Consider the following 13,038-nt stretch of genomic DNA (forward strand, 5'->3'; position numbering starts at 1 on the left):
GTCGTCGTCCTCACTTCAGCCTGCTCGACGCCAGGATCGACACCAGGTGCAGCACCGTCTGGAGCAGCGCGATGCCGGCCAGGACCGCGACCCCGAGGCGCGTGAAGAACAGATCGCCGCGGATGTGGTCGGCGACCGCCAGGACCAGGATCAGCAGCGACGCCTCGATGCCGAGGATCAGCCGGTGGAATTTCAGCGCGCCGGCGGCCCGGCGGGCCAGCGCCATGCCGGAGGAGCGCGGCTCGGAGGCCGCCTCCTTCACCGGCGGCAGCCCACCCTGGTGCCGGGCCACGCCGACCAGGTCGGTCTCGGCCTTGATCAGGATCGCGCCGAGCGCGGCCAGGGTGCCCAGGAAGGCCCACAGCCAGTCGATGCGGCCGGTGCCCCACAGGTCGGCGGCGCGCAGGCCGAGGCCGACCAGGACCGCCGCGTCGCACAGGTACGCGCCGACCCGGTCCAGGTAGACGCCGGCCAGCGAGAACTGCTTCTTCCAGCGCGCGACCTCGCCGTCGACGCAGTCGAGCAGCAGGTACCCCTGGACCGCGACCACGCCCAGCACGGCGCCCCAGATCCCGGGGATCAGCAGCGCCGGAGCGGCGAGGACGCCGCTGAGGGTCATCACGTAGGTCAGCTGGTTGGGCGTGACCTTGGTGGTGACCAGGAGGCGGGTGATGCGCAGCGAGATCTCGCGCATGTACAGGCGGCCGCCCCAGTGCTCTCCGCTGCGCCGGTCCTTCACACCCGCCGGGTGCACGACCGGGCGGAGTTCAGCTACGGATGGTCTTGGCATAGTCGGCGTACGCGTCCCTGATCTGGTCGTCGTTGAGGTCGAGGTGCTCGAGGATGGTGAAGCGTCCGGGGCGGGTCTGCGGCGCGTACGCGACGGCGGCGACGAACTCGTCCACGGAGAAGCCCATCTCCTCGGGCAGGACGGGCAGGCCGTGCCGCCGCAGCACCTCGGCGAACAGGCCGGACTCCTCGGCGGCCCCGCGCAGGTGCATCGCGAAGGCGGCGCCGAGGCCGACCTGCTCGCCGTGGGCGGCGGAGCGCTCCGGGTAGAGCAGGTCGAAGGCGTGGCTGATCTCGTGGCAGGCGCCGGACGAGGGGCGGGTGTCGCCGGAGATCGACATGGCGATGCCGGACAGCACCAGGCCCTCGGACAGGACGGTGAGGAACTCGTCGTCGCCGACGCCGCCGGGGTGCCGGAGCACCGACTCGCCGGCGGTGCGGGCCATGGCGGCGGCCAGGCCGTCCACGGGCTCGCCGTTGACGTCGCGGGACAGCTCCCAGTCGGCGATGGCCGAGATGTTGGAGATCGCGTCGCCGATGCCGGAGCGGATGAACCGGACCGGGGCGTCCCGGACGACGTCCAGGTCGATCACCATCGCGATGGGGGTCGGGACGCCGTAGGAGCCGCGGCCGTTGTCGTTGTCCAGGATCGACACCGGGGAGCACAGGCCGTCGTGCGACAGGTTCGTCGCGACGGCGACCATGGGCAGGCCGACCCGCGCCGCGGCGTACTTCGCCACGTCGATGATCTTGCCGCCGCCGAGGCCGACCACGGCGTCGTACCGGTTGCCCTTGATGTCGTCGGCGAGCTTGACCGCGGAGTCCAGGGTGCCGTCGCAGACCTCGTACCAGTCGGCGCCGGACAGGGCGGGCGCGAGCTTCTCGCGCAGCTTCTGACCGGAGCCGCCGCTGATCGCGAAGGCGAGCTTGCCGGAGGCGGAGATCCGCTGGTCGGCGAGGAGACCGGCGAGGTCCCCCATCGCACCCCGGCTGACGTCGACGACGACCGGCGAGGGAATGAGCCGGGTCAGTACTGGCACGCGATCTCACGGCCCTTCGCGAGGTCGTCGTGGTTGTCGATCTCGACCCACTTCACTTCGCCGATGGGGGCCACGTCGATCTGGAAGCCGCGGTGGACGAGCTCCTGGTAGCCGTCCTCGTAGTAGAGGTCGGGGTCGCGCTCGAAGGTGGCCTTGAGGGCGTCGCCGAGCTCCTCGGCGGCCTCGGGCTCGATCAGGGTGACGCCGATGTACTCACCGGTGGCGGTGGCCGGGTCCATGAGCTTGGTGATCTTCCGCACGCCCTGGCCGTCGGCGGTGATGACCTTCATCTCCTCGTCGGCGAGCTGCTTCACCGTGTCGAGGGCGAGGATGATCTTCTGGCCGTCGCCGCGGGCGGCGAGCAGGGTCTTCTCGACGGAGACCGGGTGCACGGTGTCGCCGTTGGCGAGGATCACGCCCCGCTTGAGGACGTCACGGGCGCACCACAGGGAGTAGGCGTTGTTCCACTCCTCGGCCTTGTCGTTGTCGATCAGGGTGAGCTTCAGGCCGTACTTCGCCTCCAGCTCCTCCTTGCGCGCGTAGACGGCCTCCTTGCGGTAGCCGACGACGATCGCGGCCTCGGTGAGGCCGACCTCGGCGAAGTTGGCGAGGGTGAGGTCGAGCACGGTCGTCTCGCCGTCCACGGGCACGAGGGCCTTCGGGAGCGTGTCGGTGTAAGGGCGCAGACGCCGTCCTGCACCGGCTGCCAGTACGAGGCCGATCATGCGGTTTCTCCTTCGTCGTGTACGGCGGGTGCTCCGGACGACACCCAGAAGCGGATGGACTCCACGAGCACCACGAGCGCCACGGCTGCCGCGAGGGCGGTGAGCGCCAGGGTGAAGTCGCTGCCGGCGGTCGCCGTGAGGGCGGCGAGCACGGCCACCAGGACCGTGCGGCCCTCGTGACCGCCGATGGTGCGCACCAGCCAGGCGGGCGGCGCGCCGGTGCCGCCGCGAATGCGGTACACCGTGTCGTAGTGATGGTAGGCGACCGCCGCGATCAGCCCGAATGCCGCGGGAACGGCGTGCGGGACGTCGGAGCGGGCGGCGAGCAGCAGCACGGTCACGTACTCGCCGGCCCGGAAGACGGGCGGGACCAGCCAGTCGAGGGCGCCCTTGAGGGGAACCATCACGGCGCCGCCCGCGAAGAAGGCGTAGATCCCGGCCGCGAGGACCATGCCCCAGCTGCCGACCGGCAGCTGGGTGGCGGCGAAGATCAGCTGGGCGGAGGCCAGCACGGCCAGTCCGAGGGTGCCCGGCGACTTGGCGCCGACGCGGATCAGCGTCCCGCGCACCAGCTCGGCGAGCGGGCCGGTGTCGGTGAGGTCGTACAGCGCCTGTGCGGCGCGGTCGGTGCGCCGGGCCTTGCGGGTCAGCGAGCGCAGCACCCGGCCCGCGGTGGTGTAGCAGGCGGCGAAGGAGCAGCCGATGATCAGCGCCCAGAAGACGACGCGCGGCGTCGTGACGGCGGTGAGGACCGCGATCATGGCCCAGCGCTCGCCGATCGGGAGCACGATCATGCGGCGGGCCCAGACCGTCCAGCCCACGCTGTCGAGCCTGTCGGAGAGCGCCGCGGTGGGGCTGGTGTTCGCCGTGGCGTCGTGGTTGGCCTCGTTGAACGAGAAGTCCACGACGTGTCGGCAGGTCATCAGGACCATCGAGGCGAGTGCCAGGACCCACACGTCGTCGCCGTTGCGGGCGGCGCCGAGGGCGAGGCCCGCGTAGAACGAGTACTCCTTGGCCCGGTCGAAGGTGGCGTCGAGCCAGGCGCCCATCGTCGAGTACTGCAGGGAGTAGCGGGCGAGCTGCCCGTCGGTGCAGTCCAGGACGAAGGAGACGAGCAGCAGCACACCGGCCGCGACATAGCCGGCCCGGTCGCCTGTGGCGGCGCAGCCGGCCGCGATCAGGGCGGTGAGCAGCGAGGCGGTGGTGACCTGGTTCGGGGTCAGGCCGCGGCGGGCGCACCAGCGGGCGATGTAGCGCGAGTACGGGCTGATGAAGAAGGTGGTGAAGAAGCCGTCGTGGGCCTTGACCGCGTTGCGCAGTCGTACCGCCTCGTCGTCGACCTCGGCGACGGCGGCGCGCGCCCGGTGGCGGCTCTCGGAGTCGTCGGGCACGGCGGCGACCAGGGAGCCCAGCTCGGGGCGGTGCACGGCCACGCCGTCGGCGGCGAGCGCGTCGGCGAGGGTGTCGGGCAGCGCCTCGGAGTCCGCCGGGGCGGCGGTCAGCGCCCGCTCCAGGGCCGGCCGGGCGTCGGGCTGCGCGGTGAGCGCGCCGGGGGCGGCGGCCGCGGGGAAGCGGGGGTCGGTGAGGGCCAGCCGCAGCGCGTGCAGGTGTCCGACGAAGCGGGGGTCGACGACGGCGACGCGACGTCCGGCCGGCACGGCGGCGAGCAGCGCCGCCGCGTCCGAGGGGCCGGAGGCGACCTGGACGTCGAAGCCGAGCGACTTCAGATCACCGTCGAGCGACGATCCGGGTACCGGCGGGCCGGTGAGGATGGCGGTCGACAGACGACTCACTCCTTGGCGCTGACAGGGCTGATGGCACGGCGGCAGGGCCCGTGACCCGGGCGGCGGCTCGCCGGCTGAGGCTATCGGATGAACGAAAGCGCGAGTTCACCGAGGTTTTGTGCTACGGCCGCCCCCGGTCGGTTGCCGGGCGTCCCCGCCCGCCGGTCCGCGCGGCCGTGGTGGAGATCATCATGGGCGATCGACACCTCGGCCCACAAACCGCGTCCCCGGAGGACCTAGGGTGGCTGTCATGACTTGGCTGATCACGGGCGGAGCGGGCTACATCGGGGCCCATGTGGCGCACACCATGACGGACGCCGACGAGCGGGTCGTCGTGCTCGACGACGTCACCTCGGGCGTTCCCACGCGGCTGCCCGCGGGCGTCCCGCTGGTGCGGGGTTCGATCGCCGACCGGGAACTCCTCGACCGGACCCTCGCCGAGCACGATGTGACGGGTGTGGTGCATCTCGCGGCGAAGAAGCAGGTCGGGGAGTCCGTCGAGCGCCCGCTGTACTACTACCGGGAGAACGTGCACGGGCTGACCGTGCTCCTGGAGGCCGTGGTCGCGGCCGGGGTGCCGCGGTTCCTGTTCTCGTCCTCGGCGGCGGTGTACGGCGTCCCGGACGTGGAGCTGATCACCGAGGAGACCCCGGCGGAGCCGATCAACCCGTACGGCGAGACCAAGCTGGCCGGCGAGTGGCTGGTGCGGGCGACCGGGCAGGCGCACGGCATCGCGACGGCCTGTCTGCGCTACTTCAACGTGGCGGGCGCGGCCCGGCCGGAGCTGGCGGACACCGGGGTGTTCAACATCATCCCGATGTTCTTCGACCGGATCACCCGGGGCGAGGCCCCGCGGATCTTCGGCACGGACTACCCGACCGAGGACGGCACCTGCGTCCGCGACTACATCCACATCTCCGACCTCGCCGAGGCCCATCTGGCGATCGCGCGCCGGTTGGAGGCGCAGCGCGGCGCCGGGGACCTGACGGTGAACATCGGGCGCGGGCGCGGGGTCTCGGTGCGCGAGCTGGCCGATCTCGTCGCCGAGGTGACCGGGTTCACGGGCACGCCGGTGGTCGAGGGGCGCCGGCCGGGGGACGCGGCCCGCGCGGTCGCCTCGGTGGACCGGATCGCCGAGGAACTGGGCTGGACGGCGAGCCGCGACGTACGCGAGATGGTCGAGTCGGCCTGGGAGGGCTGGCGGCTGCACCACCCGGAGGCCGCCGCCCGCTGAGCGGGGCGCCCCGATCGGAAGATCTCTGACCTGCGGACATAACCGCAGGTCAGAGCACATGACAACGGTGTTCAGTACCGTGTTGCAGATACCCCCCACCCGTAGTTCACTGGCCACTCGGGGCACAGGAGACGACACGACCGGGAGGCCTTGTCATGGGGGCTGGACACGACCACGGGCACAGCCACGGCGGCCCGCCGCCGACGGGCACGGCGGCCGCCGCGTACCGCGGGCGGCTGCGCATCGCGCTCGCCATCACGCTCTCGGTGATGGTGGTGGAGGTCGTCGGCGGCATCGTCGCGGACTCGCTGGCGCTGATCGCCGACGCGGCGCACATGGCGACCGACGCGGTGGGCCTGGCGATGGCCCTGCTCGCGATCCACTTCGCCAACAAGCCCCCCTCCGGGAACCGCACCTTCGGCTACGCCCGGGCGGAGATCCTGGCCGCGCTCGCGAACTGTCTGCTGCTGCTCGTCGTCGGCGGCTACGTGCTGTACGAGGCGGTGCAGCGGTTCATCGAGCCCGCCGAGACCAAGGGCGGCCTGGCGATCGCGTTCGCGCTCGTCGGCCTGGTGGCCAACATGATCTCCCTCTCGCTGCTGGTGCGCGGCCAGCAGGAGAGCCTGAACGTGCGCGGCGCGTATCTGGAGGTGCTCGCGGACGCGCTCGGCTCGGTGACGGTGCTGATCTCGTCCGGCATCATCCTGGCGACCGGCTGGCAGTACGCGGACCCGATCGCCTCGATCGTGATCGGCCTGATGATCGTGCCGCGCACGCTGAAGCTGCTGCGCGAGACCCTCGACGTGCTCCTGGAGTCGGCGCCGAAGGGCGTCGACATGGCCGAGGTGCGCGCCCACATCGTGGCGCTGCCCGGCGTGCAGGACGTGCACGACCTGCACGCCTGGACGATCACCTCCGGGATGCCGGTGCTCTCCGCGCACGTGGTGGTCGACCAGGAGGCGCTGGACGCGGTGGGCCACGAGAAGATGCTGCACGACCTCCAGGGGTGCCTGGGGGACCACTTCGACGTGGAGCACTGCACCTTCCAGCTGGAGCCGGTGGGTCACGCGGAGCACGAGGCGAGGCTCTGCCACTGAGCCGCTGGTAGCCTCGTCGGGTACGTACGCGTGTGGAGAGGAGCTGAGGTTGATGACCGTCGCGATGGAGGCTGCCGTGTTCGGCAGCGCCCGGTCCGCCTTCAGCTTCCGGGTCTCCGGCTGACCTGACACCACGTCGGCCGGGACCCTCTCACACAAGGGTTTCCCACGTTGTCCGACAACAACAACGCTCTGTACGACGCCTTCTTCGCCCTGCACCACGGTCTGCCGCGGCAGGGCCCGGGCTCCGATTCCACCACCCGCCGGCTGCTCTCGCTCTGCGGCCCGCTTCCCGCGCGTCCGCGCGTGCTCGACCTGGGCTGCGGCCCGGGCCGCAGCGCGCTGCTGCTCGCGGCCGAGGCGGGCGCCGAGGTCACGGCCGTCGACCTGCACCGGCCGTTCCTGGACGAGCTGCGCACGGCCGCCGAGGCCCGCGGGCTGGGCGGCTCGGTGCACACGGTCGAGGCCGACATGGGCGCGCTCGACCTCCCGGACGGGTCGTTCGACCTGATCTGGGCGGAGAGCTCGGCCTACGTGATCGGCTTCGACACCGCCCTGCGCGCGTGGCGCGGGCTGCTCGCGCCCGGAGGGACGCTCGTGCTCACCGAGTGCGAATGGACCACCGGCGCCCCCGGCCCGGAGGCGCGCGCCTTCTGGGACCAGCACTACACGCTCCGCACCACCGCCGAGAACACCGCGGCGACGGTCGCCGCCGGGTACCACGTCCTCGGCGTCGTACCCCAGCCGGAGAGCGACTGGGAGGCGTACTACGGCCCACTGGGCGAGCGGGCCGACGCCGCGGACCCGTCGGCCCCCGGCATGGCCGAGGCTCTGGCGGCCACCCGCGCGGAGATCGCGATGCGCCGCGAGCACGGCGCCGAGTACGGCTACACCGGCTACGTGCTGCGGCGGGCGGACGACCGCTGGAGCACCCGGGAAGAGACGGCCGCGGACGTCGCCGGCGTACGGGAGATCAACACGGCGGCCTTCGCGACCGCGGAGGAGGCCGGGCTCGTCGACGCCCTGCGCGAGGACCCGGAAGCCTGGCTGCCGGGCCTGTCGTACGTCGCCGAGGCCCCGGACGGCACCGTCGCCGGGTACGCGCTGATCACCCGGTGCACGGTCGGCGGCGAGCCGGCCGCCGCGCTGGCGCCGGTCGCCGTCGCACCCGCCTTCCAGCGGCAGGGGGCCGGCGAGGCCGTGGTCCGGGCCGTGCTCGACGCGGCGCGGCTGCGCGGGGAGCGGCTCGTGCTGGTGCTCGGGCACCCGGAGTACTACCCGAGGTTCGGTTTCGTCCGGGCGTCGGAGTACGGGATCCGGCCGGGCTTCGAGGTTCCGGACGAGGCCATGATGGCGCTGGCACTGGACGGTTCCGCTCCGCTTCCGCTGGGCATGATCCACTACCCGGCGGCCTTCGGGGTCTGATGCTCCGTCCGCTCCCGTCGTACGTGTGGGTGCACCGCGTGTACTCCGGTACGGCGGGAGCTGACCCGTCCGGCCGCCGAAATGGGGACATGCCGTTCTTGTACGGCAGACTGGACGAGCCCCACCGGGCCGAGGACCGAAGCGAAGGATGAGTATGCCGACCACACCCGCAACCGCGGCGCACACCTCGTCGAACGGCGTCCAGCCGAGCGGAGTCGAGCCGTCGATCATGCTCGAACTGGTCGACGAGGACGGCAGGACGATCGGGACCGCCGAGAAGCTCTCCGCGCACCTGGCTCCGGGCCGGCTGCACCGGGCGTTCTCCGTGTTCCTCTTCGACGAGTCGGGCCGGCTGCTGCTGCAGCGCCGGGCCCTCGGCAAGTACCACTCCCCCGGCGTCTGGTCGAACACCTGCTGCGGCCACCCCTACCCGGGCGAGGCGCCGTTCGCGGCGGCGGCCCGGCGGACGCACGAGGAGCTGGGCGTCTCCCCGTCGCTGATGGCGGAGGCGGGCACCGTCCGCTACAACCACCCGGACCCGGCGTCGGGCCTGGTGGAGCAGGAGTTCAACCATCTGTTCGTGGGCATGGTGCAGGGGCCGCTGCGGCCGGACCCGGAGGAGATCGAGGACACCGCGTTCGTGACGGCGGCGGAGCTGACGGAGCGGCACGCCTCGGCGCCGTTCTCGGCCTGGTTCATGACCGTGCTGGACGCCGCGCGTCCGGCGATCAAGGAACTGACGGGTCCGGCCGGGGGCTGGTGACCTCGGGCGCCGCCCCTTGCCCCGGCACCTGCGGGGCGAGGGGCAGCGCCGCCCAGATGATCTTGCCGCCGCTCGCGGTGTGCTCGACGTCGCAGGCCCCTCCGGCCTCCAGGGCGATCTCCCGCACCAGCAGGAGTCCCCGGCCGCCGGTCTGCGCGTAGTCGGCCTCCAGCGCCTTGGGTCGGTACGGGTGGTTGTCCTCGACCGACACCCGGATCCACTCGGCGCCGATCGCGACCTCGACCGCTATCTCCGGGGAGAGCAGCGCCGCGTGCTTGACCGCGTTGGTGACCAGCTCGGAGACGATCAGGAGCAGGCCCTGCACGGTGTCGTCGTGGGCCGGGACGCCCTGCCGGCCGATCAGGTCGCGGACGGCGTGCCGGGCCTGCGGCACGGAGACGTCGACCGCAGGGGCGGTGAAGCGCCAGACACCCTCGTAGGACGGTGGCCGGGCGGGGACGCTCCCGCGGCTCTCCATAGTCCGGCTCCCACCCTCGTGCTCGATTGTCGCCACGAGGTCGAGTCTTGAACATTCCCCTGGTACGGACCGGGCTACTGACCAGAAGTCGACACGTATCGACCACTTTCTGATCGCTTGAGTATGCCCGCGTCAGTTGTTCGACTGCGCCTGACCCTCCGGTGACGGGTTACCGGACGTATCCGCCTGTGCGTCCTCAGCGACACCCCTCCTGAGCGTGCGCTTAGGTCTCCCGGATAACATCCGGGCATGGAGCCCATCGAGCCGCAGCTGAAGCACTCCGTCGCCGACGGCATCGCGACCGTCGTGATCACCAACCCCGCCAAGCGCAACGCCATGACGGCCGGGATGTGGCGCGCGCTGCCCGGCCTGCTCGGACAGCTGGCGGCCGACCCCGCCGTCCGGGCGCTGGTGCTCTCCGGGGCCGGCGACACGTTCTGCGCCGGGGCTGACATCTCCACCCTGCGCGAGCCCGGCGACGAGCAGCAGTCCCTCGCGGTACGGGCCGAGGACGCGCTCGCCGCCTTCCCGAAGCCCACACTGGCGGCGGTGCGCGGCTTCTGCGTGGGCGGCGGCAGCCAACTGGCGGCCGCGTGCGACCTGCGGTTCGCAGAGGAGGGCGCGCGGTTCGGGGTGACCCCGGCGAAGCTGGGCATCGTCTACCCCGCGTCGTCGACCCGGCGGCTCGCCGCCCTGGTGGGCCCGGCCGCCGCCAAGTACCTGCTCTTCTCAGGCGAGTTGATCGACAGCGAGCGAGCGCTGCGCACCGGGCTGGTCGACGAGGTGCTCGCGGTCGGCGAACTCGACAAGCGGGTCGCCGAGTTCACCCGCGTGCTCGCCTCGCGCTCGCTGCTCACGCAGGCCGCGGCGAAGGAGTTCGCCGACGGCCGCACGGACCGGGACGCCCACTGGGCGGACGAGGCGCGCGGCAGCGGCGACACCGCGGAGGGCGTCGCGGCCTTCCTGGAGCGCCGTCCGCCGCGCTTCACGTACGGGCTCTGACTCAGCCGACGTTCACGAGCTCCTGACGGCGCCAGTACGCGACGATCTCGGCCGGCGCCTTCTCCGGCGAGCCCGCGTCGTACGGCGGCTGCGGGTCGTACTCGGTCAGCAGCTGGACCGTCTGCGCGGCCTCGTCGCCGCCGATCCGGCCGAGCAGGTGCAGCGCCATGTCGATGCCGGACGAGACGCCGGCGGCCGTGACGTACTTGCCGTCGAACACGACCCGCTCGCCGGTGGGTTCGGCGCCGAGCAGCGGCAGGACGTCCAGCGCGAGCCAGTGGCTGGTGGCCCGGCGGCCCTCGAGCAGCCCGGCCGCACCCAGGACCAGCGAGCCCGTGCACACAGAGGTGGTCCAGGTGCTGGTCGCGTCGGCCGTGCGCAGCCAGGCGAGGATCGCCTCGTCCTGCATGGCCTCGCGCGTCCCGTCGCCGCCCGGGACCAGGACGATGTCCGGGTGCGGGACGTCGGCGAGGGCCTTGTCGGCGACGAGGGCGAGGCTGCCCTGGTCGTTGCGGACCGGGCCGGGTTCCTTGGCGACGAAGACCGTCTCGGCCCCGGGCAGACGGCCCAGGAGCTCGTACGGGCCGACCGCGTCGAGCGTGGTGAAGTTGTCGTAGAGCAGCACGGCGATCTGCATGGTTCCCCTCCGATGACGGGTGCTGGTGTCAGTGATGAGTACTGACGGTGGTCGTGGGTGTGGTGGTGGTCTCGGTCGCGCGGGCGTGGAAGCGGCGGCGGTAGTCGGCGGGCGGGGTGCCCAGCGCCTTGACGAAGGCGCGGCGCATCGCCTCGGGCGTGCCGTAGCCGGCCGTCCGGGCGACTTCCTCGACGCCGCCGGCGGTCTCCTCCAGGAGCCTGCGGGCGTGTTCCAGCCGGACCCGGTCGACGTACCGGCCCGGGGTCGTCCCGGTCTCGGAGCGGAACGCGCGGGCGAAGTGCCGCGGCGACATCCGGGCACGGGCGGCCAGGGTCTCGACGGACAGGTCCGCGCCGGGGTGCTCGCTGATCCAGTGCTGGAGGTCGCGCAGCGGGGCGCGGCGGGCGGTCTGCGCGGACAGCTGGGCGCTGAACTGGGCCTGGTTGCCCGGGCGGCGCAGGAAGACGACCAGGTGACGGGCGACGGTCAGGGCCGCGTCGTGGCCGAGGTCCTCCTCGACCAGGGCGAGGGCGAGGTCGATGCCGGCGGTGACGCCGGCGGAGGTGGACAGCCGGCCGTCCCTGACGAAGATCGGGTCGGGGTCGACGTCCACCTCGGGGTAGCAGCGGGCGAGGTGGTCGCAGGCGACCCAGTGGGTGGTGGCACGGTGCCCGTCGAGCAGCCCGGCCTCGGCCAGCAGCAGCGCGCCGGTGCAGACGGAGACGAGGCGTTCGGCGTGCGGGGCGTGCGCGCGCAGCCAGTCGATCAGCGCCGGCTCGGGCGTACGCGTGCCCTCGCCGCCCGGGACGATCAGGGTGTGCGGCGGCCCGTCGGCGACCGCCTCGGCGAGGGAGGCGTCGGGCAGCAGCCGCAGCCCGCTCTGGGTACGGACCGGTCCGCCGTCCAGCGAGGCGGTGCGGATCGGGTACGCGCCAGGGTCCCCGGCGGACCGGGCGGCACCGGCGAACACCTCGACGGGGCCGGTGACGTCGAGGCTCTGCACGTCGTCGAAGAGGACGACGAGAACGGGTCGCTGCGTCATGCCTCCATCGTTCGCTCCGCCGCCGATGGCCGCAATGACGAAGGCCCCACCTTTCCTGCCATCGCGTTCGACCCGACACCCGGGCTTCCGGTCGATACCGACCAGTCGGTAACGTGCCGTGCATGAGCACCCTTCTGCCGCCGCGCGCGGGCCGCCGCTGTGCCTCGTCGCTGAACTCGCTGCACGCCACGCTGTTCTTCTCGCCGGATCTGGACCGGGAGCTCTCGGCCCTCGGGTTCACCGACCCGAACGCGATCCGGCTGGCCGCGCGGAGCGCCCCCCTGGGCGCCGTCGGCCCCGGCACGGTGGCGGCGACCTTCTACAACTACAACCACGCACTGCTCGCGCAGCACTTCCCGGCCGTCTGGGACACCGCCTCCCCCGCCGCCGTGCTCGACGCCCGGCTGCGCGTCGTCGACGCCACGCTGCGCCGGCTGCTCGGCGAGGAGACGCTCGCGTCCGCGGAGCTGGCCGAGGCCGCCGAGCTGGCGCTGCGCGCCGCCGAGGCGTGCACCGGACACGCCCGCCCGCTGTACGCCGCCAACGCCGACCTGCCCGTGCCGGACGCCCCGCACCTGCGGTTCTGGCACGCCACCACCCTGCTGCGCGAGCACCGCGGCGACGGGCACCTCGCGGCACTCCTTGCCGCCGGGCTCGACCCGGTGGAGGCCCTGGTCAGCCACACCGCCACCGGCAAGGGCATGTCGCCGCGCTGGGTGCTGTCGAGCCGCGGCTGGCGGCGCGCCGACTGGGAGGCGGCGGCCGAGCGGCTGCGCTCGCGCGGGCTGCTCGACGCCGAGGGCGAGCTGACGGCCGCCGGCGTCGCCCTGCGCGAGGAGACCGAGGAGCAGACCGACCGGCTGGACTCCGCCCCGTACGAGCACCTGGGCGCGGCAGGCGTCGAGCGGCTCACCGAGCTGGGCCGCGGCTTCCTCATCACGGCCGCCGTCGCGGGCGCGTTCCCGGGCGACCTCATCGGCAAGGGCTGAGCGGCGGGGCGCGTGCGGTGTTGCGTCGGCCGA

13 protein-coding genes are annotated in these 13,038 nt (G+C 72.8%); 6 read left to right on the plus strand and 7 right to left on the minus strand.

Annotation, left to right across the window (positions count from 1 at the left end):
• Positions 1-10: 10 nt before the first annotated feature.
• Genes R2D22_RS06170 through R2D22_RS06185 form a run of 4 tightly spaced genes read right to left on the minus strand, consistent with a single transcriptional unit; the run spans position 11 to position 4,338 of the window.
• On the minus strand, positions 11-790 hold the full coding sequence (locus tag R2D22_RS06170) for a CDP-alcohol phosphatidyltransferase family protein (protein ID WP_318101764.1): 780 nt from the start codon (positions 788-790) through the stop codon (positions 11-13).
• Entirely contained in the window at positions 768-1,829 is a 1,062-nt protein-coding gene (locus tag R2D22_RS06175) for an iron-containing alcohol dehydrogenase family protein (protein WP_318101765.1), read from the minus strand. The genes R2D22_RS06170 and R2D22_RS06175 overlap by 23 nt, the downstream gene beginning before the upstream one ends.
• Positions 1,817-2,554 (minus strand): phosphocholine cytidylyltransferase family protein, encoded by a 738-nt coding sequence (locus R2D22_RS06180; RefSeq protein WP_318101767.1) that lies wholly within the window; start codon positions 2,552-2,554, stop codon positions 1,817-1,819. The genes R2D22_RS06175 and R2D22_RS06180 overlap by 13 nt, the downstream gene beginning before the upstream one ends.
• Complete coding sequence (locus R2D22_RS06185; RefSeq protein ID WP_318109600.1) at positions 2,551-4,338, minus strand: DUF5941 domain-containing protein; 1,788 nt, start codon at positions 4,336-4,338, stop codon at positions 2,551-2,553. The genes R2D22_RS06180 and R2D22_RS06185 overlap by 4 nt, the downstream gene beginning before the upstream one ends.
• A gap of 250 nt (positions 4,339-4,588) precedes the next feature.
• Between R2D22_RS06185 and galE the strand changes: the two genes are divergently transcribed.
• From galE to idi, 4 genes are all read left to right on the plus strand, one after another.
• Positions 4,589-5,572 (plus strand): UDP-glucose 4-epimerase GalE, encoded by a 984-nt coding sequence (gene galE / locus R2D22_RS06190; RefSeq protein WP_318101768.1) that lies wholly within the window; start codon positions 4,589-4,591, stop codon positions 5,570-5,572.
• A gap of 155 nt (positions 5,573-5,727) precedes the next feature.
• On the plus strand, positions 5,728-6,669 hold the full coding sequence (locus R2D22_RS06195) for a cation diffusion facilitator family transporter (RefSeq protein ID WP_318101770.1): 942 nt from the start codon (positions 5,728-5,730) through the stop codon (positions 6,667-6,669).
• A 171-nt stretch (positions 6,670-6,840) separates the two neighbouring features.
• Positions 6,841-8,094: a bifunctional class I SAM-dependent methyltransferase/N-acetyltransferase gene (locus tag R2D22_RS06200; RefSeq protein ID WP_318101771.1), complete on the plus strand. Its 1,254-nt coding sequence runs from the start codon at positions 6,841-6,843 to the stop codon at positions 8,092-8,094.
• A gap of 154 nt (positions 8,095-8,248) precedes the next feature.
• Positions 8,249-8,857 (plus strand): isopentenyl-diphosphate Delta-isomerase, encoded by a 609-nt coding sequence (idi, locus tag R2D22_RS06205; RefSeq protein WP_318101772.1) that lies wholly within the window; start codon positions 8,249-8,251, stop codon positions 8,855-8,857.
• Here idi and R2D22_RS06210 read toward each other — a convergent pair.
• Positions 8,823-9,335 (minus strand): ATP-binding protein, encoded by a 513-nt coding sequence (locus R2D22_RS06210; protein ID WP_318101774.1) that lies wholly within the window; start codon positions 9,333-9,335, stop codon positions 8,823-8,825. The genes idi and R2D22_RS06210 overlap by 35 nt on opposite strands.
• Positions 9,336-9,593: 258 nt before the next feature.
• Between R2D22_RS06210 and R2D22_RS06215 the strand changes: the two genes are divergently transcribed.
• Complete coding sequence (locus R2D22_RS06215) at positions 9,594-10,337, plus strand: enoyl-CoA hydratase/isomerase family protein (RefSeq protein ID WP_318109602.1); 744 nt, start codon at positions 9,594-9,596, stop codon at positions 10,335-10,337.
• A gap of 1 nt (position 10,338) precedes the next feature.
• Here the strand turns inward: R2D22_RS06215 and R2D22_RS06220 are convergent, their stop codons facing one another.
• Together R2D22_RS06220 and R2D22_RS06225 are read right to left on the minus strand one after the other, a co-directional pair.
• Positions 10,339-10,974: a DJ-1/PfpI family protein gene (locus tag R2D22_RS06220; protein ID WP_318101775.1), complete on the minus strand. Its 636-nt coding sequence runs from the start codon at positions 10,972-10,974 to the stop codon at positions 10,339-10,341.
• A gap of 28 nt (positions 10,975-11,002) precedes the next feature.
• Positions 11,003-12,016 carry a GlxA family transcriptional regulator gene (locus R2D22_RS06225; RefSeq protein ID WP_318101777.1) on the minus strand — a complete coding sequence of 338 codons (1,014 nt, stop codon included), beginning with the start codon at positions 12,014-12,016 and terminating at the stop codon, positions 11,003-11,005.
• Between the two features lie 122 nt (positions 12,017-12,138).
• Between R2D22_RS06225 and R2D22_RS06230 the strand changes: the two genes are divergently transcribed.
• Positions 12,139-13,005: an SCO6745 family protein gene (locus R2D22_RS06230; RefSeq protein WP_318101779.1), complete on the plus strand. Its 867-nt coding sequence runs from the start codon at positions 12,139-12,141 to the stop codon at positions 13,003-13,005.
• Positions 13,006-13,038 lie beyond the last annotated feature (33 nt).

It is taken from the genome of Streptomyces sp. HUAS YS2, from assembly GCF_033343995.1.
Taxonomy (GTDB): Bacteria; Actinomycetota; Actinomycetes; order Streptomycetales; family Streptomycetaceae; genus Streptomyces; species Streptomyces solicathayae.

Coding starts and splice junctions, on each gene's coding strand:
- R2D22_RS06230 (WP_318101779.1), top strand. CDS start 12,139: ATGAGCACCCTTCTGCCGCCGCGCGCGGGCCGCCGCTGTGCCTCGTCG.
- R2D22_RS06225 (WP_318101777.1), bottom strand. CDS start 12,016: ATGACGCAGCGACCCGTTCTCGTCGTCCTCTTCGACGACGTGCAGAGC.
- R2D22_RS06195 (WP_318101770.1), top strand. CDS start 5,728: ATGGGGGCTGGACACGACCACGGGCACAGCCACGGCGGCCCGCCGCCG.
- R2D22_RS06210 (WP_318101774.1), bottom strand. CDS start 9,335: ATGGAGAGCCGCGGGAGCGTCCCCGCCCGGCCACCGTCCTACGAGGGT.
- R2D22_RS06180 (WP_318101767.1), bottom strand. CDS start 2,554: ATGATCGGCCTCGTACTGGCAGCCGGTGCAGGACGGCGTCTGCGCCCT.
- R2D22_RS06220 (WP_318101775.1), bottom strand. CDS start 10,974: ATGCAGATCGCCGTGCTGCTCTACGACAACTTCACCACGCTCGACGCG.
- R2D22_RS06170 (WP_318101764.1), bottom strand. CDS start 790: ATGCCAAGACCATCCGTAGCTGAACTCCGCCCGGTCGTGCACCCGGCG.
- galE (WP_318101768.1), top strand. CDS start 4,589: ATGACTTGGCTGATCACGGGCGGAGCGGGCTACATCGGGGCCCATGTG.
- idi (WP_318101772.1), top strand. CDS start 8,249: ATGCCGACCACACCCGCAACCGCGGCGCACACCTCGTCGAACGGCGTC.